The organism is Jiangella aurantiaca, assembly GCF_004349105.1.
In the GTDB taxonomy this organism is placed as follows: domain Bacteria; phylum Actinomycetota; class Actinomycetes; order Jiangellales; family Jiangellaceae; genus Jiangella; species Jiangella aurantiaca.
Map to the genome: position 1 here is coordinate 1 of NZ_SMLB01000031.1, position 26,529 is coordinate 26,529.

At 72.6% G+C, this 26,529-nt stretch carries 23 protein-coding genes and 1 pseudogene; 14 read left to right on the forward strand and 10 right to left on the reverse strand.

Annotation, left to right across the window (positions count from 1 at the left end):
* Nucleotides 1-870: pseudogene (locus E1262_RS19715) on the reverse strand (hypothetical protein); the annotation flags it as partial.
* A 37-nt stretch (nt 871-907) separates the two neighbouring features.
* Nucleotides 908-1,405 carry a hypothetical protein gene (locus E1262_RS19720; protein ID WP_132104847.1) on the reverse strand — a complete coding sequence of 166 codons (498 nt, stop codon included), beginning with the start codon at nt 1,403-1,405 and terminating at the stop codon, nt 908-910.
* A 158-nt stretch (nt 1,406-1,563) separates the two neighbouring features.
* On the opposite strand from E1262_RS19720, the gene E1262_RS19725 reads away from it, so the two are divergent.
* The 3 genes from E1262_RS19725 to E1262_RS19735 all read left to right on the forward strand — a co-directional run bounded on the left by E1262_RS19725 (nt 1,564) and on the right by E1262_RS19735 (nt 4,270).
* The gene (locus E1262_RS19725; protein ID WP_132104848.1) at nt 1,564-3,042 is read left to right on the forward strand and encodes an FAD-dependent oxidoreductase; all 1,479 of its coding nucleotides are present in this window, start codon (nt 1,564-1,566) and stop codon (nt 3,040-3,042) included.
* 230 nt (nt 3,043-3,272) lie between these two features.
* Complete coding sequence (locus tag E1262_RS19730) at nt 3,273-3,827, forward strand: TetR/AcrR family transcriptional regulator (RefSeq protein WP_203454066.1); 555 nt, start codon at nt 3,273-3,275, stop codon at nt 3,825-3,827.
* On the forward strand, nt 3,824-4,270 hold the full coding sequence (locus E1262_RS19735; protein ID WP_132104850.1) for a DUF6463 family protein: 447 nt from the start codon (nt 3,824-3,826) through the stop codon (nt 4,268-4,270). Before E1262_RS19730 ends, E1262_RS19735 begins: the two co-directional genes overlap by 4 nt.
* Here the strand turns inward: E1262_RS19735 and E1262_RS19740 are convergent.
* A complete protein-coding gene (locus E1262_RS19740) occupies nt 4,179-4,667 on the reverse strand; it encodes an Lrp/AsnC family transcriptional regulator (RefSeq protein ID WP_132104851.1) in 489 nt (162 codons plus the stop codon). The two genes, E1262_RS19735 and E1262_RS19740, sit on opposite strands and share 92 nt — an antisense overlap.
* Nucleotides 4,668-4,793: 126 nt before the next feature.
* On the opposite strand from E1262_RS19740, the gene hppD reads away from it, so the two are divergent.
* Nucleotides 4,794-6,002 carry a 4-hydroxyphenylpyruvate dioxygenase gene (gene hppD, locus E1262_RS19745; protein WP_132104852.1) on the forward strand — a complete coding sequence of 403 codons (1,209 nt, stop codon included), beginning with the start codon at nt 4,794-4,796 and terminating at the stop codon, nt 6,000-6,002.
* Here the strand turns inward: hppD and E1262_RS19750 are convergent.
* Complete coding sequence (locus E1262_RS19750) at nt 5,947-6,615, reverse strand: hypothetical protein (RefSeq protein ID WP_203454067.1); 669 nt, start codon at nt 6,613-6,615, stop codon at nt 5,947-5,949. The genes hppD and E1262_RS19750 overlap by 56 nt on opposite strands.
* Before the next feature lie 129 nt (nt 6,616-6,744).
* Here E1262_RS19750 and E1262_RS19755 point away from each other — a divergent pair, with 129 nt between their 5' ends.
* The 4 genes from E1262_RS19755 (at nt 6,745) to E1262_RS19770 (ending at nt 10,099) form a co-directional block, all read left to right on the forward strand.
* Nucleotides 6,745-8,166, forward strand: coding sequence for a M1 family metallopeptidase (locus tag E1262_RS19755; protein WP_132104853.1), 1,422 nt, complete (start codon nt 6,745-6,747; stop codon nt 8,164-8,166).
* A 33-nt stretch (nt 8,167-8,199) separates the two neighbouring features.
* The gene (locus E1262_RS19760; RefSeq protein ID WP_132104854.1) at nt 8,200-8,622 is read left to right on the forward strand and encodes an ArsR/SmtB family transcription factor; all 423 of its coding nucleotides are present in this window, start codon (nt 8,200-8,202) and stop codon (nt 8,620-8,622) included.
* Nucleotides 8,622-9,554 carry a cation diffusion facilitator family transporter gene (locus E1262_RS19765; protein WP_132104855.1) on the forward strand — a complete coding sequence of 311 codons (933 nt, stop codon included), beginning with the start codon at nt 8,622-8,624 and terminating at the stop codon, nt 9,552-9,554. Before E1262_RS19760 ends, E1262_RS19765 begins: the two co-directional genes overlap by 1 nt.
* Before the next feature lie 74 nt (nt 9,555-9,628).
* Nucleotides 9,629-10,099: an Hsp20/alpha crystallin family protein gene (locus E1262_RS19770; protein ID WP_203454068.1), complete on the forward strand. Its 471-nt coding sequence runs from the start codon at nt 9,629-9,631 to the stop codon at nt 10,097-10,099.
* A 61-nt stretch (nt 10,100-10,160) separates the two neighbouring features.
* Here E1262_RS19770 and fahA read toward each other — a convergent pair whose 3' ends face one another.
* Together fahA and E1262_RS19780 are read right to left on the reverse strand one after the other, a co-directional pair.
* Nucleotides 10,161-11,369 (reverse strand): fumarylacetoacetase, encoded by a 1,209-nt coding sequence (gene fahA / locus E1262_RS19775; RefSeq protein WP_132104856.1) that lies wholly within the window; start codon nt 11,367-11,369, stop codon nt 10,161-10,163.
* Nucleotides 11,366-12,211, reverse strand: a complete 846-nt coding sequence (locus E1262_RS19780) for a hypothetical protein (RefSeq protein ID WP_132104857.1) — start codon at nt 12,209-12,211, stop codon at nt 11,366-11,368. Before E1262_RS19780 ends, fahA begins: the two co-directional genes overlap by 4 nt.
* A gap of 163 nt (nt 12,212-12,374) precedes the next feature.
* On the opposite strand from E1262_RS19780, the gene E1262_RS19785 reads away from it, so the two are divergent.
* From E1262_RS19785 to E1262_RS19795, 3 genes are all read left to right on the forward strand, one after another.
* Complete coding sequence (locus tag E1262_RS19785; protein WP_132104858.1) at nt 12,375-13,577, forward strand: homogentisate 1,2-dioxygenase; 1,203 nt, start codon at nt 12,375-12,377, stop codon at nt 13,575-13,577.
* Nucleotides 13,578-13,767: 190 nt separating this feature from the next.
* On the forward strand, nt 13,768-17,070 hold the full coding sequence (locus tag E1262_RS19790; RefSeq protein WP_132104859.1) for a ThuA domain-containing protein: 3,303 nt from the start codon (nt 13,768-13,770) through the stop codon (nt 17,068-17,070).
* Between the two features lie 119 nt (nt 17,071-17,189).
* A complete protein-coding gene (locus E1262_RS19795) occupies nt 17,190-18,167 on the forward strand; it encodes a hypothetical protein (RefSeq protein WP_132104860.1) in 978 nt (325 codons plus the stop codon).
* Between the two features lie 116 nt (nt 18,168-18,283).
* Here the strand turns inward: E1262_RS19795 and E1262_RS19800 are convergent, their stop codons facing one another.
* The 4 genes from E1262_RS19800 to E1262_RS19815 all read right to left on the reverse strand — a co-directional run bounded on the left by E1262_RS19800 (nt 18,284) and on the right by E1262_RS19815 (nt 23,620).
* Entirely contained in the window at nt 18,284-18,760 is a 477-nt protein-coding gene (locus tag E1262_RS19800) for a hypothetical protein (RefSeq protein ID WP_132104861.1), read from the reverse strand.
* A gap of 96 nt (nt 18,761-18,856) precedes the next feature.
* Entirely contained in the window at nt 18,857-21,691 is a 2,835-nt protein-coding gene (locus E1262_RS19805) for an AfsR/SARP family transcriptional regulator (protein WP_132104862.1), read from the reverse strand.
* A gap of 103 nt (nt 21,692-21,794) precedes the next feature.
* Nucleotides 21,795-22,718: a hypothetical protein gene (locus tag E1262_RS19810; RefSeq protein ID WP_203454070.1), complete on the reverse strand. Its 924-nt coding sequence runs from the start codon at nt 22,716-22,718 to the stop codon at nt 21,795-21,797.
* Nucleotides 22,715-23,620: an ABC transporter ATP-binding protein gene (locus E1262_RS19815; protein ID WP_132104863.1), complete on the reverse strand. Its 906-nt coding sequence runs from the start codon at nt 23,618-23,620 to the stop codon at nt 22,715-22,717. The genes E1262_RS19810 and E1262_RS19815 overlap by 4 nt, the downstream gene beginning before the upstream one ends.
* A 134-nt stretch (nt 23,621-23,754) precedes the next feature.
* Between E1262_RS19815 and E1262_RS19820 the strand changes: the two genes are divergently transcribed.
* The 3 genes from E1262_RS19820 to E1262_RS19830 are packed head-to-tail and all read left to right on the forward strand — an operon-like array spanning nt 23,755 to nt 26,410.
* Nucleotides 23,755-24,954 (forward strand): sensor histidine kinase, encoded by a 1,200-nt coding sequence (locus E1262_RS19820; protein ID WP_162606004.1) that lies wholly within the window; start codon nt 23,755-23,757, stop codon nt 24,952-24,954.
* 20 nt (nt 24,955-24,974) lie between these two features.
* Nucleotides 24,975-25,631 (forward strand): response regulator transcription factor, encoded by a 657-nt coding sequence (locus E1262_RS19825; protein WP_132104894.1) that lies wholly within the window; start codon nt 24,975-24,977, stop codon nt 25,629-25,631.
* Complete coding sequence (locus E1262_RS19830) at nt 25,628-26,410, forward strand: HAD family hydrolase (protein ID WP_132104865.1); 783 nt, start codon at nt 25,628-25,630, stop codon at nt 26,408-26,410. The genes E1262_RS19825 and E1262_RS19830 overlap by 4 nt, the downstream gene beginning before the upstream one ends.
* The last annotated feature ends 119 nt before the right edge of the window (nt 26,411-26,529 follow it).

The following is a 26,529-nucleotide window of genomic DNA, read 5'->3' on the forward strand; positions in this document are numbered from 1 at the left end:
GGTCCGGGCCGTCTGGGGGCGCCGGCTGTGGCCGCCGCCGGCCCGGGCGTGCGCTCCACCGGTGGTCGTGTCGCCGTCGAGGTCGTGCTCGTCGAGGTCGTCGTCGGCGGGCGACGGCTCGGGCGCGTTCCGGGCCTCGGGCGTGGCGGGGCCTGACGCGGCGGGGCCGAACGCGGCGGCGAAGCCGGGTCCGGGCTCGTAGGCCTTGGTCTCGGTGGCAGTCGCCGGCCTCGGGGTGGGTTCGGGCTCGGCATCGGCCCGGCTCCCGGCGCGACGGCCGCCGGCGGACCTCGACCCGGCCCGTGCCGTGGCCGGCTCCGGCTCGGCGGCACTGGACGGGTCGTCGGGCGACGTGCGGTCGGCGGCCTGGCGGCCGTCGGCGAGCGGGTCCGGTTCGGGTGCGGATCCGAGTCCGAGCGGGTCGTCCGGCTCGATCCTGATCCGCCCCGACGCCGATCGCCGGCCCCGCTGCGGCGGAGGCTCGCCCTCGGGCACCGGATCGATCGGGCGGCTGTGTTCGGCGACTCGGCCGGGCTCCGAACCACGGCTGGCCTCGGACCCGCCGCCCGCAGCGGCCTCCCCTCCCGGCTCCGGATCGGACCACAGCGGCGTCCCCAGAGCGTCGCCGGAAGCGGCAGAATCGGCCGGACCAGTCAGTGGCGACAGCAGCGGCCCGGTCTCGTGCGGTGCCAGGGCGCCGGACTCGAGCCAGGAGGCGATGCCGAGGTCGTCGTCGGTGGCCGCGCCGGAGCCGCCGTCGACCGTGCCCGAGCGCTCGTCCGGAGATTCACCGGTGCCGCGGCCCGCCGCACGGCGGCCGCCGGCGGCGTGCTTGGCGGCGCGAGCGTCGCCTGAGGCTGGTCGGGACATCGTCGCCTATTGAAGCATCCGCCACCGACGGCCCGCCTCAGCCGACCGCGACCTGGACTTCGTTGGACACGACGGAGTCGTCGTCCTCGCGGACGAGGCGGAACGCGTTGGTGCCGCTCTGGCTGGTCGAGGCGTAGGTGGAGAAGGTGCCGTCGGCGCCGGTGACGGGTTGGTTGTTGAGCGGGAACGTCTCCCAGTCGCCGCCGTCGACGCTGCGTTCGAGCCGGAGCTGGACGCCTTCCTCGGGTGGGTCGATGGCGCCGGTGAAATCGATCTGGCCGCCGGGGCTGACCTCCGTCTGCGCGGCGGACAGGGTGAGCGCGCCGTCGCCGGCCGGGGTCTCGGTCTCGCCCGGGGTCTCACCGTCGCCCGGGGTCTCACCGACCGGGGTGGTGTCGTCGGGAGCGGGCGACTCAGACGCGGAGGGCGAATCGCCGCCGGACTGCGAGCCGAAGTAGCCGCCGCCGGCGAAGCCGACGATGGCAGCGGTGATGAGGCAGGCGGCGAGCGCGCCGCCCGAGGCTCGACTGGACATCGGAGACATTCAACCCCGACACCCCGGGGGCGAAGCAAGTCGGCCCCGCTGCGACGTCCGACGTGACCAGGCGTGACGTCGAGTGTGATGACGGCGACAGGTACAGGACGGGCCGAGGCGGGTACCGTGCCGACAGGCCGAGGAGCCGGGAGGGATCGATGAGTGAGATGCCGGACGTCGTGGTGGTCGGTGGTGGGCCGGCCGGCTTGCTGCTCGCCGGTGACCTCGCCGCCGCCGGGATCCCCTGCACCCTGCTCGAGCGGCGCACCGGCCGCTCGCCGCTGACCCGCGCGTTCGCCGTCCATGCCCGCACCCTTGAGATGTTCGACGCCCGCGGCATCGCCGAGCGGGTCATCGACGCCGGGCGGCGGGTGGCCGCGCTCAGCCTGTTCGGCAACATCGAGGTCGACCTGTCCGAGCTACCGACCCGGTTCCCGTTCGTGCTGGTCACGCCGCAGTACAACGTCGAGGACGTGCTGGCGGCGCGGGCCCGCGAGGCCGGCGCCACGCTCGTCGAGGGCGCCGAGGTCACCGGCCTGGTCCAGGACGGCGCCGGCGTCACCGTGCGGGTGTCCGGCGACGGCGGACGGCGCGAGCGGGAACTGCGTGCGGCCTACGTGGTCGGCGCCGACGGCGTGCGCAGCACGGTCCGCGAGGCGCTCGGGCTGCCGTTCCCCGGCGAGGCCGTCGTCCAGTCCGTCATGCTGGCCGACGTCCGATTGGCGCAGCCGCCCGACGAGGTGCTCGTGGCGAACGCCAACGACGACGGGTTCGCGTTCGTCGCCCCGTTCGGCGACGGCTGGTTCCGCATCATCGCGTGGGACCGCAGGATGCAGCGGCCCGACGACGACCCCGTCGACCTGGACGAGATCCGCGACGTCGCGAGGCGCGTGCTCGGCACCGACTACGGCATGCACGACGCCCGCTGGCTGTCGCGGTTCCACAGCGACGAGCGGCTGGTCCCGAGCTACCGCGAGGGCCGGGCGTTCCTGGCCGGTGACGCCGCGCACGTGCACTCGCCGGCAGGCGGCCAGGGCATGAACACCGGCCTGCAGGACTCCGCGAACCTGAGCTGGAAGCTCGCCGCCGAGCTGCACGGCTGGGCGCCGGCCGGGCTGCTCGACACCTACGACACTGAGCGCCGGGCGGTCGGGGCCAGCGTCGTGCAGGGGAGCGGGACGCTGTTGCGGATGGCGCTGACAGGGTCGGCGGCGCTGCGCGCGGTGCGTAACGTCGCCGGCGCCGTCGCCGCCAGCCTCGGCCCGGTGCAGCGCAAGGCCGGCGAGTTCGTGTCCGGCCTGGCCATCGGCTACGGCAGGTCCCGCGGCGACCACCCGCTGGTCGGCCGGCGGGTCCCGGACGTCGCCGTCGTCACCGATGACGGCACGAAGTCCCGGCTCTACGAGGCGCTGCGCACAGGCCGGTTCGTGCTGCTGACCGGCCAGGACCACCACGGACTGGTGGACCCGTGGGCCGGCCGGGTCGACCTCGTCACGACGGTGGACCGCTCGCACGGCCTGACGCTCGTCCGCCCCGACGGCTACGTCGCCTGGGCCACCGACACCCGGCCGATGATCCGCCGCGACGCCGAACTGCGGGCCGCGCTCATCGCCTGGTGCGGCGACCCTGCCCGCTGACCGGGTTCCCGCGCAACCACAACGCCGGCCTGCGGCGCACGTGGGGCGGCCGGCTGCCGGGTCTCGCTCGGTCGACGTGGTGTTCACCGACAGCTGCCCGGGCCCGACCTGCGACTCGCTGTTCGAGCACGACCTCTGGTCGGTGACCGGCTCGCTGCGGTAGCCCGGCTTCCGCCACAGCCGTCCAAGGCTCCATACCATCCGGTATGGTATGGCGTGAGGTGATGAGCATGGTGAGTAGGCGGGACTGGCTGGACGAGGGCCTCGCGGTCCTGGCCGAGGGCGGCGCGCCGGCACTGACCATCGACCGGCTGACCGGCCGGCTCGGCGTCACGAAGGGGTCGTTCTACCACCACTTCCGCGGCCTGGCGGACTTCAAGACGGCGCTGCTCGAGTACTTCGAGGCCGAGTGGACCGAGCGCTACATCGCCGCCGTCGAGGCCAGTCCGGCAGCGCCCAGGGCGAAGCTCGACCACCTGCTCGAGCTCGTGCTCGCCGACGAGTCCGGCCCCGGCACGTCCGACCCCGAAGTCGGCGTTCGAGCCTGGGCGCTGCAGGACCCGCAGGTGCGTGCGGTGCAGGAGCGCGTGGACCGGGCGCGGGCGGAATACCTGCGCGCCCTGTGGCGAGCCGCCGGCGGCACCGATGACGAGGCCCGGCTCATGGGCTGGGTGCTGTATCTCGTGCTGGTCGGCGCCAGTCACGTCGTGCCGCCCGTGCCGGCAGGCGAGCTGCGCGACATCTACCGGCTGCTCCTGCGGCCGGCCGGAGAAGGGGAGGCATGACGATGACCGCACTGCACCGCTGGATCCCACGGTTGATCACCGCCACCGCCGTGCTGCACGTCGGGTTGGCATTCGCGCAGCCCCACGACTGGTCCGGCCTGATGGCGGACGGATTCGTCGGCGCCAACGTCGACACCGGCGCCGCGTCCTACGCCCTGCGCGAGGCGAGCATCTGGTTCATGGCGGCCGGTCTCGCACTGTTCGCGCTGGCGAGCCTGGCCCGCACGGCCGTGCGCGAGACCGGCCGGCTGCCCGCCCAACTCGGCTGGTACCTGCTGGCCATGGGTGTACCGCTCAGCCTGGTCTATTTCCCGGTCGCCGGGAGCTGGGCCCTCGTGGTGATCGGCGTCCTCAGCGTGTATGCGGCTCGCTCGCCGAGCTCGCCGTCGCCGACTCCACGAGCGGGAGGATCCGCGGGGCCACCACCGTCGACAGCGCGATGAGCGTCGAGGTGCGGACGATGTTGTCGTCGCCGACGAGGTCGTCGATGACGCGCTGCAGATCGTCGTTGTCGCGGGCGACGATGCGGCAGAGCAGGTCGCCCTGGCCGGTGATGGTGTGCACCTCGAGCACCTCGGGGATGCGGCTCAGGTGCGCCGCGACGGACTCGCGCGCGCCCTGGCGGATGTCGAGCGAGGCGAACGCCGTCACCCGGAACCCGAGCGCCGCCGGGTCGACCGTCGGCGCGAAGGTGGCGATGACGCCGGTGTCGCGGAGGCGGTCCAGCCGGGCCTGCACCGTGCCGCGGGCCACCTGGAGCCGTCGCGACGCCTCCAGCACGCCGATGCGCGGCTCGCGGGTGAACAGCTCGAGGATGCGCGCATCGAGACCGTCGATCATGCGTCCTCCCCCCCGGCTGGGCAATCTGTACAGCGACTCACCGGTAACGGTGTTCACACCGTACACCATGACCAGAGTGACACGCGCCACTTGCCCACCTCGCGGCGGGCCCGGCAGAGTCCTGACATGACGGCCATCGATCACGCTCTGACCCCCGAAGAACGCGACGCCGACCTCGATCTCGAGCAGCTCAAGCAGCTCGTCGGACTGGTCGAGTACGACGAGAGCAAGGACCCGTTCCCGGTCACGGCGATGGACGCGGTGGTGTTCGTCGCCGGCAACGCCACCCAGGCCGCGCACTTCTACCAGTCGGCCTTCGGCATGGAGCTGGTCGCCTACTCAGGCCCCGAGACCGGCAACCGCGACCACAAGGCGTTCGTGCTGCGCAGCGGCTCGGCGCGGTTCGTCATCAAGGGCGGCGTGGTGCCTGACAGCCCGCTGCTGGACCACCACCGCCGGCACGGCGACGGTGTCGTCGACCTCGCGCTGGAGGTGCCCGACGTCGACAAGTGCGTCGCGCACGCGCGGGCGCAGGGCGCCACCGTCCTGGAGGAGCCCCACGACGTCACCGACGAGCACGGCACCGTCCGCCTCGCCGCCATCGCGACGTACGGCGAGACCCGCCACTCCCTCGTCGACCGGTCTCGTTATTCCGGGCCGTACCTGCCCGGCTACGTCGTCCGCAGCTCCGGCTACGTCAAGCGCGACGGCGCCCCGAAGCGGTTGTTCCAGGCCGTCGACCACTGCGTCGGCAACGTCGAGCTGGGCAAGATGGACTACTGGGTCGACTGGTACCGCAAGGTCATGGGCTTCGTGAACATGGCCGAGTTCGTCGGCGACGACATCGCCACCGAGTACTCCGCGTTGATGTCGAAGGTCGTCGCCAACGGCAACCACCGGGTGAAGTTCCCGCTCAACGAGCCGGCCATCGCGAAGAAGAAGTCGCAGATCGACGAGTACCTGGAGTTCTACGGCGAGGCCGGCTGCCAGCACATCGCCCTGGCCACCAACGACATCCTGCGCACGGTCGACGCGATGCGTGCCGAGGGCGTGGAGTTCCTCGACACCCCGGACGCCTACTACGACGACCCCGAGCTGCGGGCCCGCATCGGCACCGTCCGCGTGCCCGTCGAGGAGCTGAAGAAGCGCGGCATCCTGGTCGACCGCGACGAGGACGGCTATCTGCTGCAGATCTTCACCAAGCCGATCGGCGACCGCCCGACGGTGTTCTACGAGATGATCGAGCGGCACGGCTCGCTCGGCTTCGGCAAGGGCAACTTCAAGGCGCTGTTCGAGTCGATCGAGCGCGAGCAGGAGCGTCGCGGGAACCTCTGATCCCTTCTGCCTTGTGGGCCTCGCTGCCCGCCCGGGACCTCGCGGTCGGCGTGTCTAGGACCGCGGTCGTCTGCACCAGCCCGTGGACGAAGCGGGCCAGCCGCGCCTGGCCGGTGGGCGTCGTGAACGCGAGGTGCCATCGGCTCGGCGCGTCGCCCTCCAGGTGTTTCACGTCGGCGTAGGTCTGCTCGACGTCGCCGATGACGCACGACCACGGCTCGAGGTCGCCGTCCGCCGGCAGCTCGGGGACGGCGCCGCCCCGCTCGCGGGCCAGCCAGCCGTTGACGACGCTGCCCTTCGCGCCGGTCAGCACCTCCCAGCGCAGGTCCGGCCAGAGCGGCAGGTACCAGTGGTACAGCCGGCACGGCAGGTCGCCGATCTTCAGCTCGCTCTCGCCGACCGGCGCGCCGAGCACGATGCGGTACCGGTCCAGCCCGCGCGGCGCCCGGCGCGACCGCTCCAGCGACTGCCAGAACGCGTTCGCCTGCCGCGCGTCTGAGTGGGTCACGCCGAGCCGCTCCCACGCGGCCTCGACCAGCTCCGGCTGGTAGTCCTGCATGCGGCGCAGCAGGACCAGCTGGAACTCGGTGACGCCGAAGCCGCTCAATGCCATCGGACCAGTCTGTCAGCCAGGTCAGACAGCCCGCGGGCCCACGTGATTTCGCGGCGGACCATTCCCATTCGTCGCGATCTCGGGCAGGCTGCGGTGATCACTCGTCATCTACTCCGGGGAGCGTCCTCGATGAGATCTCGTGTCAGGTCCGGCGTCGTCGCGGCGGCCGCCGTGGCGTTGCTGGCAGGTGCCATCGTCCCGGCGGGCGCGGCGGATGGGCAGTCGTCCAGGCCGGCGCCGGGCGGGTCGGGCGCGGGCGACGCGTACTTCCCGTTCGCCGGCAACGGCGGCTACAACGCCGTGCACTACGACCTCGACCTGCGCTACCAGCCGCCGGCGCCGGCGCCCGCCCCGCTGGCCGGGCGGCTGGACGCCGTCGCGACCATCAGCATCGTGCCGACCCGGCACCTCACCAGCTTCAACCTGGACCTGCGCGGGCTGGAGGTGGAGTCCGTCGTCGTCGGGAGCCGGCCGGCGGAGTTCACCCGCGAGGGCGACGAGCTGATCGTCACGCCGAAGACGATCCTCCCGCGCGGCAAGGCGGTCGACGTCGTCGTCACGTACGGCGGAGCCACCGGCCGGCCCACCGACATCGAGGGTGCGCTCTACGGCTGGGTGACGACGCGCGACGGCGCGATGGTGGCGAGCGAGCCGGAGGGCTCGATGACGTGGTACCCGGTCAGCGACCACCCGACCGACAAGGCCACGTACGACGTCGCCGTCGCCGTGCCGGAGGGGCTGGTCGCGGTCGGCAACGGCGACCTCGTCGGGTCCTCGACGGCGAACGGGTGGACGACGTGGGAGTGGTCGTCGCGCGAGCCGATGGCCAGCTACCTGGTGACGGCGTCGGTCGGCAACTACCAGCTGCGGCAGACGACGACGCCGGACGGGCTGCCACTGATCGACGCGATCGACCGCGACCTCGCGCCCGCGGCGTCGGCCGGCCTTGCGCAGACCGCGGAGATGATCGCGTTGTTCGAGAGCGAGTTCGGGCCGTACCCGTTCTCGTCGTACGGCGCGATCGTCGACGACGACAGCGTCGGCTACGCGCTGGAGACGCAGACCCGGCCGATCTACTCGACCCGGGCGAACGAGGGCACCGTGGCGCACGAGCTGGCGCACCAGTGGCTGGGCAACTCCGTGAGCCCGGCGCGCTGGCAGGACATCTGGCTGAACGAGGGCTGGGCCACCTACGCCGAGTGGCTGTGGTCCGAGCACGACGGCCGCACCACCGCCGCGGAGAACTTCGCCGACGTCATGGCGACGCCGGAGACCAGCTCGTTCTGGCAGACGATCGTCGCCGACCCCGGGCCGCTCGGACTGTTCGCCGGCGCCGTCTACGACCGGGGCGCGGCGACGCTGTACGCGCTGCGGCTGGAGATCGGCGAGGAGACGTTCGACGCCTTGTCGCGGGAGTGGCCGACGCGGTACAAGGACTCGACGGCGACGACGGAGGACTTCCAGGCGCTGGCCGAGGAGCTGTCCGGCCAGGACCTGGAGGAGTTCTTCGACGTCTGGGTCTGGACGGCGGGCAAGCCGGCCGTTCCCTGACGGTTCATCGGCGGAGCGCGCTATCATCGTCGTATGACGATGAATCGGGCGTCCGTCGACGCTGCGGCCGTGCAGCTGTTCCACAGCCTCGCCGATCCGGCCCGGCTGGAGATCGTGCGGCTGCTCGGCCACGGCGAGCGGCGGGTGGTCGACCTCACCGCCGAGCTCGGTCTGGCCCAGTCGACGGTCTCCGGTCATCTGTCCAGCCTGCGCAACGCCGGGCTGGTCGAGCCGCATCCGCATGGCCGGTCCACGTTCTACGCGCTGGTCCGGCCCGAGCTGTGGTCGATGCTGGCCGCCGCCGAGGACGTCCTCGCGGCGGCCGGCTCGCCGGCCCAGTTGCGGCCGGACGGCGTGGGCGCCGGCACCGCGCACGGCCCGCACGCTGACGCCGCCGGGCACCGGGCCCGGCCGGACGCCGCCGCTCCCGCCACCAGGCCTGGGCAGGTGCACTGATGGGCGCCGGGCACGGTCACGGGCACGGCCTGTCGCAGGGCGGCACCGCGTCGTACGCGTACCGGCGGCGCATGCAGGCGGTGCTCGCCATCATCGTCGTCGTGCTGGTCGTCGAGGTCGCCGGCGCGCTGATGTCAGGATCGCTCGCGCTGCTCGCCGACGCCGGGCACATGCTGGCCGACGGGCTCGGCGTCGCGCTGGCGCTGCTGGCCACGGCCATCGCGACCAAGCCGGCGAACACCGCGCGGACGTACGGCTGGCAGCGGGCGGAGATTTTGGCGGCGCTGACCAACGGCGTCGTCGTCGGGGTGATCGGGGTGCTGGCGATCGTCGGCGGCGTCCGGCGCCTCGGCGACCCCGGCGAGATCGAGACCGGCATCATGCTGGCCGTCGCCGTCGTCGGCCTGGTCGCGAACGTCGGCGCGCTGCTGCTCCTGCGGTCCGGCCAGCGCGCGAGCCTGAACGTGCGCGGCGCCTACCTCGAGGTGCTCGGCGACACGCTGGGCTCGCTCGCCGTCGTGGCGGCCGCGTTGGTCATCATGGGGACCGGCTGGGTCGAGGCCGACGCGCTCGCGTCGATGCTCATCGGCGTCCTCATCCTGCCGCGCGCCTGGATGCTCCTGCGCGAGGTCTTCGACGTCCTCCTCGAGGCCACCCCCAAGGGCGTCGACCTCGAGGACGTCCGCCGCCACATCCTCGAGATCCCCGGCGTCGTCGACGTGCACGACCTGCACGCCTGGACCATCACCAGCGGCGTGCCGGTGCTGTCCGCGCACGTGGTCATCGCGGCGTCTGCCGAGCCCGGCTGCGGCGCCGACTCCGTCCTCGACGGCCTGCACGCCTGCCTGGCCGGCCACTTCGACATCGAGCACAGCACATTCCAGATGGAGCCCGAAGGCCACGCCGAACACGAGCACGCCGGCCACGCCTGACTTCCCCGTTGACGATCGCGGCGACTGGGTACCCGCCGACCATCAGCACATTTCCGTCGGTGGAGGTGAGCAGGATGGCGCTGCTCAGACGTGGTGACCGCGACGACCAGCTGGACGTCTTCAGCAGGTTCGACCGGATGTTCGACGAATGGACGCGGGCGTTGCCCTTCGGCCGCGCCGGGTCCGGCTGGTGGCCGGGGAGCGAGGACATGATCCGCGTCGACGAGTACAAGGAAGGCGACACGCTCGTGATCCGGGCCGACCTGCCCGGCGTGGACCCGGACCAGGACATCGACCTCGATATCGTCAACGGGATGCTCCGCCTCCGCGCGGAACGGCGCTCGGAGGAGGACCGCGAGTCCGGCGGCTACCTGCGCCGTGAGCTCAGGTACGGCAGCTTCGCCCGCACCCTGCCGCTTCCGGAGGGCGTCACCGAGTCCGACATCTCCGCGTCCTACAAGGACGGCATCCTCGAGATTCGCGTGCCGATGCCGAAGCCCGAGCCAGCGCAGGAGCCGAAGCGGATCTCCATCGCCCGCGGTTGACCCCCGCCCGCCCATGATCATCGGCGATCGACCCCACGATGACGTGGTCGATCGCCGATGATCATGGGGAGGGGGCGATGGCGCCGGTCACCTCGCCGAGCCGCAGCCGCGTGCCGTCGGGGCCCGGCGCCGTCGCGATGATAGAGACGGTGTCGCCGTCCTCGAGGAACGACCGCTGCGACCCGTCGGCCAGGGTCACGGGTTCGGCACCGTTCCACGTCAGCTCGAGGAAGCAGCCGCTCCCGCCCGGACGGGGTCCGCTCACCGTCCCCGACGCGTAGAGGTCGCCGGTGCGCAGCGACGCACCGTTCACCGTCATGTGGGCCAGCTGCTGCGCCGGCGTCCAGTACAGATCGCGCAGCGGCGGCCGCGACACGACCGTCCCGTTCCACGACACCTCGAAGTCGACGTCCAGCCCCCACGGCTCCTCGTCGCGCAGGTAGTCGGCCACGGCGGGCGAGCGCGACGGTGGCGACACCCGGGCGTGCGCCAGCGCGGCGAGCGGCACCACCCACGGCGACACCGACGTCGCGAAGGACTTGCCCAGGAACGGGCCGAGCGGGACGTACTCGAACGACTGGATGTCGCGCGCCGACCAGTCGTTGACCAGCACCATCCCGAACACGTGCTCCTCGAACGCCCCCACCGGCACGCGAGATCCAAGCGGAGACGGCGTCCCCACGACGAACCCCGCCTCGGCCTCGATGTCCAGCCGCAGCGACGGCCCGAACTCAACGTCCGAGCCGGCGCCACCCACCCGGCGCAGCCCGGACGGCCGCACGATCGGCGTCCCGGACGGGACGACGGTGCCGGCCCGGCCGTGGTAGCCGATCGGCAGGTGCCGCCAGGCCGCCGGCAGCGCGGGGGAGTCGGGCCGGAACAGCTGCCCGACGTTCTCGGCGTGGGTCTGCGAGGCATAGAAGTCGACGTAGTCGGCGATCGCGAACGGCAGGTGCAGCTCGACGTCGTGCAGCGGGACGAGGTGCGGCTCGACGGACTCGCGGCGCGGCTCCTCGGCGACCAGCTCCAGCACCCAGCCGCGCACCGCGTCCCAGGCCCGCCACCCGGCCGCGAGGAACGGGTTCAGCGTGCGCTGGGCGAACAGGTGGGCGCCGTCCAGGCCCTCGACGGCGGCCAGCGGCGCGAGGTCGAGCACCCACGACCCGACGGCGACGCCGACCCGCGGCTCCTCGCCGGGGGTGGAGAAGACCCCGTACGGAAGCGTCCAGGCGTCGAACGGCGCGTCGTCGGCAAGATCCAACCAGGTCACCGCGCGACCTTACCGGGATCGGCGACCAGTCCGAGGGCGATCAGCTCGGCCAGCGGCTCGGCGATGCTGCACGACCCATACGACGCGAACCAGCGCCGCACCGACACGGCCGGCAGCTCCGCCACGGTGGCCGCGAGCCGCGCCCCGTCGTCCAGCGCCAGCGCCGCGGCGACGTCCGCCGCCGCGCCGCCGCCCACCGCCGTCCCGGCGGCGACCAGCATGTTGAGGAACCCGTGCTCCGACGGACGCCGGACGGCGTGGTGCAGACCGGCGGTGAACTTGAACGGGATGCCGCGGTCGAGACACCCGACGATGAACGCGGCCACCGCATCGTCCGACGGCACGGCATCGGGGGACGCGCCGCCGGTGCGCAGCTTGGCCCGATACCCGGCGTCGGCGACGACGTCCAGCGCCTGCTCCCACCCCGGCTCACGCGGCACCTCGACGTAGGCCGGCTCGTCGTCGTCCGGGCCGCCCAGCGCGGCGTCCAGCGCCGCCACCGTCCGCCGCGCGTTCTCGCCCAGCGGCGACCCGCGCAGTGGCACCTCGACCCCGCGCAGGACGACGTGCGACTCCTGGGCGACGGTGTCGACGGCGGCCAGCACGCCGGCCGTCCCCGTGTCGACGACGACGGCCACCTCCAGCGGCGACGGCAGCGTGCGGGCCAGCGACGCCAGGGACTCCAGCGACGACGCCGGGCACAGCAGCGGCCCGACCAGCGCGGAGTACCACGCCGACCGGTGCGCCACATGTGCCGGGACGGCGTCGGCCAGCGGCAGGTCGCCCGGCGGGAACACGGCCGCGTCGTCGATCAGCCGTCCGAAGATCGGTGGAATCGTCATCGCCGGTCTGGTTCCTTTTCCCTTGTGGGACTCGCCGCCGTTTGGGGACCTCGCGGTCGGCCTCGATCTGGCATCCCTTGACACCCGTCATACCATCCTCGACGCTGGTCGATATACGGGCAAGCGCGTCCGATATCCGAACAACGCCGAGAAGGTGACGGAGATGTTCTACCGCAGCGTCGGCCAGGTACCGCCGAAGCGGCACACCCAGTTCCGCCGGCCCGACGGCGCCCTCTACTACGAGGAGCTGATGGGCGAGGAGGGCTTCTCCTCCGACTCGTCGCTGCTGTACCACGAGGGCGTCCCGTCGGCGATCGTCGACTCGCGCATCTGGGATCTGCCCGACGCGCGCACCGTCCCCAACCATCCGCTCAAGCCGATGCACCTCAAGCCGCACGACCTCTTCCCGGGCAGGGACTGGAAGGCGCTCGACGTGGTGACGGGCCGGCGGCTGCTGCTCGGCAACGGCGACGTGCGCCTCGCCTACGTCGCGGCCGGCGAGTCGTCGCCGTTGTACCGCAACGCCATCGGCGACGAGTGCGTCTACGTCGAGGACGGCGAGGCGACGCTGGAGACGATGTTCGGCCTGCTCCGGGTGCGCAAGGGCGACTACGCGATCATCCCGCGGGCGACGGTGCACCGCTGGGTCCCGACCGGCGACGGCCCGCTGCGCGCGTACGTGATCGAGGCGAACTCACACATCACGCCGCCGAAGCGGTACCTGTCGCGGTTCGGGCAGTTCCTGGAGCACGCACCGTATTGCGAGCGCGACCTGACGGCGCCGGCCGAGCCGTTCGTCACCGCCGGCACCGACGTCGAGGTGTACACGAAGCACCGCGGCCACGGGCCGTCCGGGCTGGTCGGCAGCATCGTCACCTACCCGACGCACCCGTTCGACGTGGTCGGCTGGGACGGCTGCCTGTACCCATACACGTTCAACGTCGACGACTTCGAGCCGATCACCGGGCGCATCCACCAGCCGCCTCCGGTGCACCAGGTGTTCGAGGGCTACAACTTCGTCATCTGCAACTTCGTGCCCCGCAAGGTCGACTACCACCCGCTGGCCGTGCCGGTGCCGTACTACCACTCCAACGTCGACTCCGACGAGGTCATGTTCTATTGCGGCGGCGACTACGAGGCGCGCAAGGGGTCCGGCATCGGCCAGGGCTCGATCACGCTGCATCCGGGTGGCCATTCGCACGGCCCCCAGCCGGCGGCGATCGAGCGGGCGCTGGGCAAGGACTACTTCGACGAGCTGGCGGTCATGGTCGACACGTTCCGGCCGCTGGAGATCGGCGAGGCCGGGCAGCAGAGCGACGACGGCGCGTACGCGTGGAGCTGGAGCGGCCGCGGCCCGCAGGGCTGAGCCGGCGGCACCTCCCGCGGGGTACAGGTCGCGAGTGGCGGTTCGGCCGCTCGCGACCTGACGATCAATCGCTGCGCCATGGTCTTTCGCCCTTGACGATCAGCGCTTTCCACGCCTATCGTCGGAAAGCGCTTGCCGGAAAACGCTTACCGGGGACTGATCGCAGCACGGCGAACCTGGGAGGACGATCATGGCACGGCCCTTCGACCGTACAATCCTCATCCCGACGACGAGAGGGCCGGCCTGGCGGATCGCCGCGCTGGTCATGGCGCTGGCGCTGGTGCCGTTCCTACTGGCCGGACCGGCCCAGGCCCAGACGGCGCGGACCGCGCCGGCGCCGGCCGACGACGGGGCGCGGTTCAACGTCCTGGTCTTCTCCGGCGTCACGAACTTCTACCACGACTCGATCCCGGCCGGGATCGACACGGTGCGCGAGCTCGGTGCGGAGCACGGGTTCGCCGTCACAGTCACCGACGACGCCAGCATCTTCTCCGACAAGGGGCTGCGGCCGTTCGACGTCGTCATCTTCAACAACACGAACTCGACGCCCGAGCGGGGGAACCTGCTCGACCCCTCCCAGCGGGCGGCATTCCAGCGCTACATCAACGGCGGTGGCGGCTTCGTCGGCTGGCACTCGGCCACGGGTACCGAGCGCGACTGGGACTGGTACGCGGGGCTCGTCGGCGCCGAGTTCCAGAACCACCCGGCGCCGCGCCCCGGTCGCATCGAGGTGCTCGACCACGCCCACCCGTCCACCGAAGGGCTTCCTGAGCTGTGGGAACGCACTGAGGAGTGGTACAACTGGCAGGCCACGCCGAACGGTAACGTGCACGTTCTCACCGAGATCCGCACCACCGACAACCCGCAGGGCCTGAACGAGGGCCCGGAGCACGCCCACGCCTGGTGCCAGGTCTACGACGGCGGGCGCTCCTGGTACACCGCCAGCGGCCACCACGCCGAGACGTTCGACGAGCCGCTGTTCCGCGAGCACATCCTGGGCGGCATCGAGTGGGCCGCCGGGGCCGTACCGGGGGACTGCGGCGCGACGGAGTGGAACAGCTTCCGCAAGGTCCAGCTCGAGGACGACACGAACCTCGCCGATCCGTACGAGATCGCGCCGCTGCCCGACGGCCGGGTCCTCTACATCCAGCGCACCGGCCAGATCAAGCTGATCCACCAGAACGGCGACGAGGCCACCACCACGCTGGCCGGGGACCTGCAGCTGAGTCTGCCGACCACGCGTACCGCCGACGGCCTCACCGGCATCGCGATCGACGAGGACTTCGCCGAGAACGGCTGGCTGTACCTGCTGTACACGGTGCCGCCGGCCGAGCCGCTCTACCGGTTGTCGCGGTTCACCCTGGTGGGCGACACGCTGGACATGGCCAGCGAGGAGGTGGTCCTGGAGTTCCCGATCTGGCGCAACGAGCTGCTGGCGAACGTCCACATGGCCGGCTCGCTCGCGATGGACGACGAGGGCGACCTGTACATCGCCACCGGTGACAACACCGACCCGTTCGTGCAGAGCGGATACACCCCCATCGACGAGCGCGCGGGCCGGCGGGCCGCGGACGCCCAGGCGACGTCGGGGAACACCAACGACCTGCGCGGCAAGATCTTGCGGATCCATCCCGAGGACGACGGCGGCTACACCATCCCCGAGGGCAACCTGTTCCCGGAGTCCGCCGACGCGACCGACCAGACCCGGCCGGAGATCTACGCGATGGGCTTCCGCAACCCGTTCACCATCAGCTACGACGACGCCGGCGACGCGCTGCTCGTGGCCGACTACGGTCCCGACGCGAGCGCACCGAACCCGCTGCGGGGCCCGGCCGGCCTGGTCGAGCAGAACCGCATCCTCGAGGCCGGCAACTACGGCTGGCCGTACTGCATCGGCCCGAACATCCCGTTCGTCGACTTCGACTTCGCGACGGGCACGTCCGGCGAGCCGTTCGACTGCGAGAACCCCGTCAACGACTCGCCCAACAACACGGGGTTGCGGGAGCTGCCGCCCGTGCAGGAGCCGCTGGTCTGGTACGGCAAGCGTGGCGAGCACTCGGGCCTCTTCCCGGAGATCACCGGCGGCGGCGCGCCGATGACCGGGCCGGTGTACGACTACGACAAGGACCTCGACTCGGACACGAAGTTCCCCCAGTACTTCGACGGCAAGTGGTTCGCCTTCGAGTACGGAGCGGACTGGTACAAGACGATCAGCATCATGACGGAGGCGGCGGCCAGCGACCGGTTCACACCCGCCGAGCCCGGCGACCTGCAGTCGATCAACTCGTTCCTGCCCGGTGAGACGTTCAACTCGCCGTTCGACGCCGAGTTCGGGCCTGACGGCTCGCTGTACACGATCGACTTCGGCGGCGGCTCCGGCGTCGGCCGCGGCGACCACAACGACGGGTCGGGCATCTATCGCATCGACTACGTCGGCGGCGAGGACGTCACCGAGCCGCGCGACCGGTGCTTCGGCGGCTACGGCACCGACGTCCCGGTCTGGTTCGGCGAGGGATCGGACTCCGGCGTCCCCAACCGCGATTCCGGCGACGGCTGCACGATCATGGACCTGATCGAGCACGAGCAGCCGTTCACCAACCACGGCGACTTCGTCCGGACGGTGGAGGGCATCACCTCCCAGCTGGTGGCCGACGGCGTCCTCACACAGCGCGAGCGGGCCGCCGTCATCCGCGCGGCGGCCGGCTCCGAGATCGGCAAGGCGCCCAAGCTCGACGGCGACCGCCAGGTGCCCGCCGAGCAGATCGGCGTGGTCGGGTACACGGTCCGGGCGACCATGCCGGCACCGAACACAGAGGCGACGCTCGCGGCGCTGGCCGCCTGCGGCTACCAGAACATCGAGCCGTCAAGCAACCTGTACGGCTACACCGGCGATCAGCTCGGCGAGCTGATCGCCGCGGCCGGCATGCGAGCGCCCTCGGTCGGCCTGGACCTGGGGCAGATCGAGAGGAACATCGAGGGCGTGATCGAGACCGCGAAGGCCCTGGGTGCGGAGTACGTGCGCATCTCCGGCTCGGCCCGCTGGGACGCCGCCGACTACTCCCGGGTCGCCGACATTCTCAACGAGCAGGGTGCCCGGGCCAAGGAGGAGGGCATCACGCTGGCCTACCACAACCACGACTTCGAGTTCCGGACCGAGGACGGGGTGCGCCTGTACGACGTGCTGGTGCGCGAGACCGACCCGAACCTCGTCGACATGGAACTCGACCTCTACTGGGCCGTGGACGCCGGTGTCGACCCGGTCGGCCTGATCCAGCAGTACCCGGGCCGGTTCTCGTTGCTGCACGTGAAGGACCGGGCCGCCGACGGCTCCTTCGCCGACGTCGGTGAGGGCACGATCGACTTCGGCCGGATCTTCGCCCACAGTGAGCTGGCCGGCGTCGACTACTACTTCACCGAGAACGACCAGCCCCGGCCCGACGGCATCTCGTCGGCCTGCGACAGCATGGCCTACCTGCAGACCCTGCGCTACTGACCACGCATGGAAGCATCGACGGCTGGCGACGTCACGGCGTCGCCAGCCGTCGATGCTGGTTGCCGGCGGGCGCGGCTAGAGTGCGGTTGGTCCGATCCGATCCCCGCCGAGGAGCCCCCGTGCGCCGCATCACCGGCTGCCTGCCACTGGCCGCCGCCCTGCTCGTCCTCGCCGGTTGCGGCGACGACTCCGACGACGGCTCGGCGGGGAGCACAGCCGCCCCGTCGGCCGAGGCATCCGACGAGTCCGGACCGGGCGAGGAGACCACCGAGCCGGCCGCGGACGCCACCTGCACCGACGGGCCGCCGGAGGCCGTCGTCACCGACGCCGGCGACGAGCCGCGGACGCTGATGGAGCTGTCGCCCACGGCCGGCGACACCACTGCCGTCGACATGCGCATGACCATGAACACCACGGCAAGCGTCGACGGCGAGGAATCGCCCTCGATGCCGACGCCGCCGATGCTCATGGGCATGGTGCTGACCATCGACGACGTCACCGACGACGAGATCACCATGACGGTGGCCTACGACCGCATCGAGGTCGAGGGCGGTGACCCGTCGCTGCAGAGCCTTCTCGACTCCATGGTCGGCGTCACCGGCACCGTCACGACGACGCGCAGCGGCGCGTTCGTCGACGGCAAGCTGGACACGTCCGGTGTCGATCCCACACTCGCCCCGACCATGCAGCAGCTCGACAGCCAGTTGGCCAACCTCGCCGTGCCGCTGCCCACCGAGCCGGTCGGCATCGGCGCCACCTGGGACGTCGCCACGGCGGTCGACTCGCAGGGATTCACCTTCTGCAACACCTTCAGCTACACGCTGACCTCGTTCGACGGTGACGCATACGAGCTGGGCGTCGAGATGGCGCAACACGCGGAGCCCACCACCATCGAGCAGGGCGGCGCCTCGGTAGAGCTGATCGAGGCGGCCGGCTCGGGCACCGGCACGAGCGCCGGCCGGCTGAGCTTCCCGATCGCCGGCTCCGGCAGCAGCGACACCAGCACGTCCATCGAGATGGCGATCGACGACGGCTCCACCCAGCAGACGCTGGACATGGACATGGACATCCAGCTGGAGCTCAGCCCGCGCGAGTGAGGCCGTGAGGACGAACGGGAGCGGACGTCCCCCGATCGCCCGCTCCCTTGATCATGTTCCCTCGCGGTCGCTCAGGCGCCGCGAGGGAACATGATCACGGGTTCGCGGGTCGCTCGTCAGCCGCACTCGGACTGGACGCTCTCGCCCAGTCGCTGGCTGACCGCGGCGAGGTCGCCCAGCTCCTCCAGCTGTCCCGCCGCCTCCGGGTCGGCGGGGTCGATGTCGGACAGCGCCTCCATGGCGTCGGCCATGGCGGTCCAGTCCGCGGCGACGTCCTCCGGCGCGACGGCGGCGATCTCGCGGTAGGCGTCGACCAGTCCGGCGGCGGCGTCGGGATCGGTGCTGCCGGCGCCGGCCAGGACGTCGTTGCCGAACGACTGCAGCATCTCGCAGTAGTCGCCGTCGCCGGAGGCCTCCTGCTCGGTGTCCTCCTCCGCCGCGTCGGGCGGCGGCTCCGTCATGGTCATCTCAAGATCGGGCTCCGGCGCCGACGGCGGCGGCGCCTCGTCGTCGGATCCGCAGGCGGCGGTCGCGAACAGCAGGGCGATGCCGGCCAGTGGGGCGAGGGCTCGGGTTCGGATCGTCGATTTCACGCACTATCTCCGTACTCAGTGTGATCTGGTTCGGGTGAACCGACGTGACGATCGCAGCCGCCGCTATACGGGCACTACATGGGCGCTGACCGCCGGTCACGCCGGGTGACGAGCGTCACGGCCGCGGCGCAGGACGGCGGGCATCCGCGGGACCGGCGCGCCGAGGAGGTCGCCGGCCTCGTCGCTCGTCAGGCTGCGCATCTCGCGCAGCAGGTCGGTCGAGCGGCTCCAGCTGTGCCGGGCGTCGCCGTCGCGGCCGAGTAGGCGCAGGATGTCGCCGTGCAGCCATCGGGCCAGCGCCTCGTCGACGCTGGAGCCGCACGCCTGGAACGCCTCGATCGCCGGCTCGAGGCAGTCGAGGGCGCGCTCCGGCCGCCCGGCGTCGAGGTGGGCGTCGCCGAGCCTGAACAGCGCGATGCCGGTGAGATGCGGGCTGTTGTCCAGCTGCAGCGCACGCTGCTGGCACGCGACAGCCTCGTCGAGCCGGCCGCTCAGGTGGTGACTGACGCCGAGCCGGGTGAGGGTGACCGCCTGCCCCTTGGCGTCGGCGATCTCGCGCTGCAGCTGCAGCGCCCGGCGGTACTGGACGAACGCCTCGTCGGTCCGGTCCAAATGGTGCAGGACGAAGCCGAGCGCGCTGCGGGCGTCGGCCTCGCTGTGGCGGTCGCCGCCCTCGTGCGCGGCGCGGACCGCTTCGAGACCGTGCTGGTGCGCCTCCGCCAGCCGGTTCAGCATGAAGTAGCCGTCGCTGAGACTCTGGTGGATCTTCGACCGCCACCGGGCCTGCCCGCTGTCGCCGAGCGTCGCGAGCGCGAGCTGACCGATGGCGACGAGGTCCGCCCAGCGGTCCTGGCTGCGCAGCGGGTGGGCCATGGCCGCCGCCAGGCCGGCCAGGATGGCCGGGCCGTCGCCGTCGAGCGCCGCGGCGTGGATCGCGGCGGCGGCGATGTTGTCGGACTCCGCCCGCACCCAGGCCGAGATGGCCGGGCCGTCGGGCAGGTCGGCGGCGGCCCGTCCCGGCTCGGTGGTCTCCGGCCCGATCGCCGCGTGGCGATCGGACCACGCGACGCTCATGCGCGACGCGTGCCGCGCGGTGGCGAGATAGTGGTGGAGAGCCCGGCGGATGGCGTCGTCGCGGGCGGACGGGGTCAGCGTGCGCTCGGCCCGTTCGCGCGCGTAGAGGCGGACGAGGTCGTGCAGCATGAACCGGTCGCCCGGCGCCGCGATCAGCAGCTGGGCCTCCACCAGCTGGTCCAGCGCCCGCCGTGTCGACGCAAGCGGACGACCGGCCAGCGCGGCCGCGGTGTGGACGGTGAAGTCGGCGAAGCCGGCCAGGCCCAGGCCGGTGAAGACCTCCGCCGGCGCGTCCGGCAGCGCGGCGTAGGCGACGTCGCAGCTGGCCCGCACCGCGAGGTCGTCGTGCTCCAGCTCGTCGAGGCGATGCTGCGCGTCGTCCAGGCGGTCGCGCAGCGACGCGAGCGTCCAGTCGGGCCGGGACAGCAGCCGCGCGCCGGCCACCCGGACAGCCAGCGGGAGCAGGCCGCACAGCGCCACGACCTCGGCGGCGACCTCCGGCTCCGCGGCGACGCGCGCCGCACCGGCCAGCGCGGCGAGCAGGTCCACTGCCTCGTCCGGCGGGAGCGTCCCGAGCGCCAGCTGCCGGGCGCCGGCGAACGTCGCGAGCACCCGGCGGCTGGTGACGAGCAGGGCCGGCCCGGCATCCGGGCCGGGCAGCAGCGGCCGGACCTGCGCGGCGGAGTCGGCGTCGTCCAGCACGATCAGCAGCCGCCGCCCGGCGACGGTGGCGCGGAACAGCGTGGCGGCCGCGGACGGGTCGGCGGGGACGTACCGCTCCTCGACGCCGAGCGCGCTGAGCAGCCTGACGAGCACGTCGTGCGGCCGTAGCGGGCGGACGCCCGGCGTCGCGCCGCGCAGGTTCACGTACAGCTGGCCGTCGGGGAACTGCGCGGCGGCCACGTGCGCCGCCCGCAGGGCGAGGGCGGACTTGCCCACGCCGCCGGGCCCGCTGACGGCGACGACGGCGGGCCGGTTGCCGCCCTCCGTCAGCCAGGCGGTGACGCGCCGCACCTCGTCGCGCCGCCCGGTGAAGGCCGGATCGGCGGGCGGCAGCTCGGCCGGGCGGGTCGAGGCCGGGCTGGTCCCCGCCGGGTCGCGGGGCGGTGGCGGGGCGAGCGCCGGGTCCTCGGTCAGGATGGCCCGCTCCAGTTCGCGCAGCTCCGGTCCCGGCTCCAGCCCCAGCTCCTCGACCAGGGCGGCGCGGGCGCGGTGGTAGACGTCGAGCGCGTCGGCCGTGCGCCCGGATCGGTGCAGAGCGAGCATCAGCTGGCGGTACAGCCGCTGCCGCAACGGATTCGCGGCGACCAGCGAGGTCAGCTCGGCGACCAGCAGGTCGTGCCGGCCGCGTTCGAGGTCGGCCTCGAAACGCAGCTCGACCACCGCCAGCCGCAGCTCACCGAGCCGGGCCGCCTCCAGGTCGACGGTGCCGGACTCGGGGACGTCGGCGTAGGCCGACGGTCCGCGCCAGAGCGCCACGGCGTTGTGGAACAGCTCCGCGGCCTGCGCGACGTCGCCGGCCGCGAGGGCGTCGCGACCGTCCGCGGCCAGCCGCTGGAACTCCTCGTCGTCGGCCTCGCCGGGACGTACCTCGAGCTGGTAGCCGGAGCGATGGTGGACGATCCGGGACTCGCCGAGCAGCCGCCGCAGCCGGTGGACGTAGCTCTGCAGGTTCGCCCGCGCCGACCGCGGCGGGCGGCCGTCCCACAGCGCCTCCAGGAGCGTGTCGGCGGAGACCCGGGTGTTGCGGCGGGTCAGCAGGACGGCCAGCAGCTGCCGCTGCTTGGCCGAGGTGACGGGGACGGCCGTGCCGTGGTCGTCGTGGACCGCCAAGGGGCCCAGGACGCCGAACCTCATCGAACCTCCCCGCCGAACGCCGCCGCCGCGCCCCGGTAGCGTACTTCACGGACGAAGTACTTCTTCCGGTTCGCGGCGACGGCGTTCGGCCGCCGCCCGGGGATCAGACGACGTCGCGGCGCCGCATCAGCAGTGCCGCGACGGCGGCGAAGACCACGAGATACGCCGCCACCAGCAGCGTCGCCGGGCCGCCATCGAGCACGGTGAGCACGCCCGGCGCACCGTCGGGGTCACCCTCGGCGCCGGCGCCCAGTGCGCCGGCCACCGACCCTGCCGCCGTCCCCGGCAGCACGTTCGTCACGTACTCGACGCCGCTGAGCAGGTTGCCGACGCCGCGCAGCAGGTTCTCGATCACCAGCGACCACACCAGGCCGAGGCCGACCGCCAGCGCCGGGCTGCGGGTCAGTACGCCGACCAGCACGCCGGCCGCCGCCCACATCCCGAAGATCAACAGCCCGCCGCCGACCGACTCGGCCAGCGCGCCGAGCTCGGGCCAGACGATGCTCTGGCCCTCGACGACGGCGATCAGCGTCGACGCCGCGAAGTCCAGTGCCACCGTCGCCGCGACCACCGCGACCACCGCCACACCCACGGCGGCCAGCGTCCCGCCGAACGCGGACAACCGGCCCGGACCCTGCGTGAGCACGGTCTTCCAGGTGCCCCAGCCGAACCCACTCCCGGCGGCCAGCGCGCCGAGGATGAACATGATCGCGCCGCCGAACATCGGCATGCCGCCGGTGAGGACCGACGGGATCGCCGCGGGCAGCAGCTCCGGCAGCAGGGCCTCCGGCGCGACGCCCTCGTTGGAGAAGCCGGAGGACCCGGTCGCGTACGCGACGTAGTTGAAGAGGTACGCGAAGGTGAGGTTGAGCAGCAGCCACACCGTCGCCAGGACCCAGACCGCGGGCCACTTGCGCAGCCGGAGCAGCTCGGCCCGGGCGCTGGCGAGCAGGCCGCCGAGCGCGGTCGGGACGGCCCGGGTCTCGCCGCGGGCGGCGGGCCGGCCGGTCATCGTCGCGGTGCTCATCGGTTCTCCTCCTGGTCGGTCGTCATCTCGAAGAACACGTCCTCCAGAGACCGCTCCGACGGGCGGATCTCGTGGATGTCGGCGCCGGCCGCGACCAGCGCGCGGGCCAGCTCCGGCGCCCGGTCCTCGGGCAGCTCCAGCCGCACGCCCGCGTCCGTGAGCTGGACGGCGTCGTCGCCGGCCACCTGCATCGACACCGAGAGCGCCAGCTCCACCGGCTGCGCGCGGACCAGCAGCGTGCTGGCGCCGCGCAGCTCGGCGACGGTGCTCTCGGCCAGCAGCCGGCCGTGCGCGATGACGCCGACGCGGTCGCAGATCTCCTGCACCTCGGCCAGCAGGTGGCTGGACAGCAGCACCGTCTGGCCCTGCTCGGCGAGGTCGACGACGAGCTTGCGCATGTCGGCCATACCGCCGGGGTCGAGGCCGTTCGTCGGCTCGTCCAGGACCAGCAGGTCCGGCTCGCCGAGCAGCGCCGACGCGACACCGAGCCGTTGCTTCATGCCCAGCGAGTACGACTTGAACGCGTCGTCACCGCGCTCAGACAGGTCGACCCGGGCGAGTGCGTCTTCCACGGCCTGGTCGGAGACGCCCTGGTAGCGGGCCATGACCCGCAGGTTGTCGCGGCCGGAGAGGTAGGGGTAGAAGCCGGGACCCTCGACCAGCGCGCCGACCCGTGCCGTCGCGCCGGACTCTCCTGGCGCATGGCCCAGGATCGTCGCGGTCCCGCTGGTGGGACGGACCAGGCCGAGCAGCATGCGCAGCGTGGTCGTCTTGCCGGCTCCGTTCGGTCCGAGGAAGCCGTACACCTCACCGCGGCGGACGGTGAGGCTCACGTCGTCGACGGCGAGCCTGTCGCCGTAGCGCTTGGTCAGCCGGTCGGTGACCACGATGGTGTTCGTCATGGCTCCACGCTCTCGCGCGGCCGCCGTCGCTGGCGTCGGCCGCAGAGCGGCATTCCGCGTACGCAGATCCGCGTAGTCCGGTTACGCCGCGGCGCCGACGCCAGTGGTCGCCGCGCGCGTCTATGGTCGAGTCCGTGGAGAGGTTCGCCCGGTTCAAGATGTCGGCGCTCGACGTCGGCATCGCGCTGTTGCTGCTGTTCGTCGGAATCGCGGGCACACACGGTGCCAGCGCCAGCCAGGACGGCGGCCGCGACGCCGACGCGCTCGCGTTCGCGCTGGTGGTCATCGCGACACTGCCGTTCGCCCTGCGGAGCCGGTACCCGCGCACCGTTCTCGTGGTCAGCGGCGCGGCCCTGCTGTCGTACCTCGCGGCCGATTATCCCTACGGGCCGATCATGTTCACCATCCTGGTGATCAGCTTCACCCTCGGTTACCGGCTGCCGCATCGGATCGCGCTGCGCTGGGTCGGCGGCTACTGGGCGCTCGTTGCCCTGGTGTCGGTGTTCCGCCTGCTCGACGATCCCGGCGACTTCTGGCGGCAGGCCACCGCCGGAGCCGTGGGTTCGCTGGCCGCGTTCGCCGCGCCGCTGGCCGTCGGCGCGGCGCTGAAGACGCGGCGCGAGTCGCAGGCCGACGTGCGCGCGGCGCAGGCCCGCCGGGCGGTGTCTGAGGAGCGGCTGCGGATGGCGCAGGAGCTGCACGACTCCGTCGGCCACGGCCTCGCGGTCATCGCGATGCAGGCCGGTGTCGCGCTGCACGTCCTGGACCGCAACCCGGAGAAGGTGCGGGCCGCGCTGGAGGCGATCCGCGACACCAGCAAGGCGTCGCTCGACGGGCTGCGGGCCGAGCTGCAGGTGCTGCGCAGCCCGGTCACCGACGCCGCGCCGCGCCGGCCCGACCTCGGGCTGGCCGAGCTGGACGTGCTGCTCGACCGCATCCGGGCCGGTGGAGTGGAGGTGGACGCCGACGTCGAGGGCCACACCGACCTGCCGCCGGACATCGACGTGGCGGCGTATCGGATCGTGCAGGAGTCGCTGACCAACGTGCTGCGCCACGCCGCCGCCACCCGCGCAGAGGTGCGCATCCGGCGCTCCGGCGACGAGCTGCTGCTGGACGTGAGCGACGACGGCGTGGGCGGGGCGCCGCCGGGGCCGTCGTCGTCGCCGGAGGGGGACGGGTCGGGGACCGGGATCGCCGGTATGCGCGCCCGGGCCGAGGCGCTCGGCGGCCGGCTGCAGGCGGGGCCGCGCGGCGGCGGCGGGTTCGCCGTCCACGCCCGGCTGCCGCTGGTGGACGCGGACCGCGCGCCGGACATGTCAGGATCGACGTCATGACGGATGGCGGGCGTGACGGTGTGATCCGGGTTGCGGTGGTCGACGACCAGGCGCTGGTGCGCATGGGGCTGGCCACACTCCTGGAGACCGAGGACGACACCGAGCTGGCCGGCGAGGCCGCCGACGGCCGGGCCGGGCTGGACCTCGTCCGGCGCACGAAGCCCGACGTCGTGCTGATGGACATCCGCATGCCGGTGCTCGACGGCCTGGCCGCGCTGCGCGAGATCACCGCCGACCCGGAGCTGAGCGGCGTCAAGGTCATCGTGCTCACGACGTTCGAGCTGGACGAGTACGTCTTCGAGGCGCTGCGCGGCGGGGCCAGCGGGTTCGTCCTCAAGGACTCGCTGCCGGCCGAGCTGTTGCACGCCATCCGGGTGGTCGCCGACGGCGCCAGCCTGCTCTCGCCGTCGGTCACGCGCCGGGTCATCGAGCAGTTCAGCGGGCGCGACGCGCCGGCCAGCGCGCCGCACCCGGAGCTGGACCGCCTCACCGAGCGCGAGCGCGAGATCGTCGCCTGGGTCGCGACCGGCCGGTCCAACGACGAGATCGCCGCCGAGCTCGTCGTCAGCCCGGCGACCGTGCGCACCCACGTCAGCCGGGCGATGGTGAAGCTGCACGCCCGCGACCGCGCCCAGCTGGTCGTCTTCGCCGTCCAGTCGGGGCTGACGCTGCCGTGAAGGTCGTCGCGACGGATCTCGACGGCACCCTGCTGCACAGCGACGGGACGGTGTCGCCGCGCAGCCGGGCGGCCCTGGCCCGGGCCGAGGACGCCGGCGCGACCGTCGTCTTCGTGTCCGGCCGGCCGCCGCGCTGGATCGACGTCCTGGCCGAGGAGGTCGGGTCGCACGGGCTGGCGATCTGCGCGAACGGCGCCCTGGTCTACGACGTGCGCACGCGCGAGGTGGTCGAGGAGCACGGCCTGCCCGGCGACGTCGCACTGCAGGTCGCGCAGGCGATCCGGGCGAGCGTGCCGGGCGCGACGTTCGCCATCGAGCGGCGGCTGACGTTCGGCCAGGAGCCGTCCTTCCGTGGAACGTGGCCGGCACCTGACGGGACCGTCGTGGCCGAGCTGGAGGAGCTGCTGGCCGAGCCGGTGTCCAAGCTGGTCGTCACGCATCCGGAGCTGGACGCGCCGGAGTTCATCTCGCGGGCCGCGGCCGTCGTCGGCTCACTGGCCGCCGCGACGTACTCCGGGCACGCGCCCGTGCTGGAGGTCAGCCGCGCCGGCGTCTCCAAGGCGTCCGCGCTGGCCGCGCTGTGCGGCTCGCTCGGCGTCGACGCGCACGACGTCGTGGCGTTCGGCGACATGCCCAACGACGTCCCGATGCTCACCTGGGCCGGCACGTCGTACGCCGTCCGCAACGCCCACCCCGACGCCGTCGCCGCCGCCACGCACCGCTGCCCCTCGAACGACGAGGACGGCGTCGCCCAGGTCCTGGAGCACCTCTTCCCCTGACCCACAACCACCAGGATTACCCGAGCCTCAACACGATTGCAGACGTGTTGAGGCTCGGGTAATCCTGGTGACGGCCCCACGAACGCCCGACACGGGCGGCAGGGGGACGGCCAACGCCG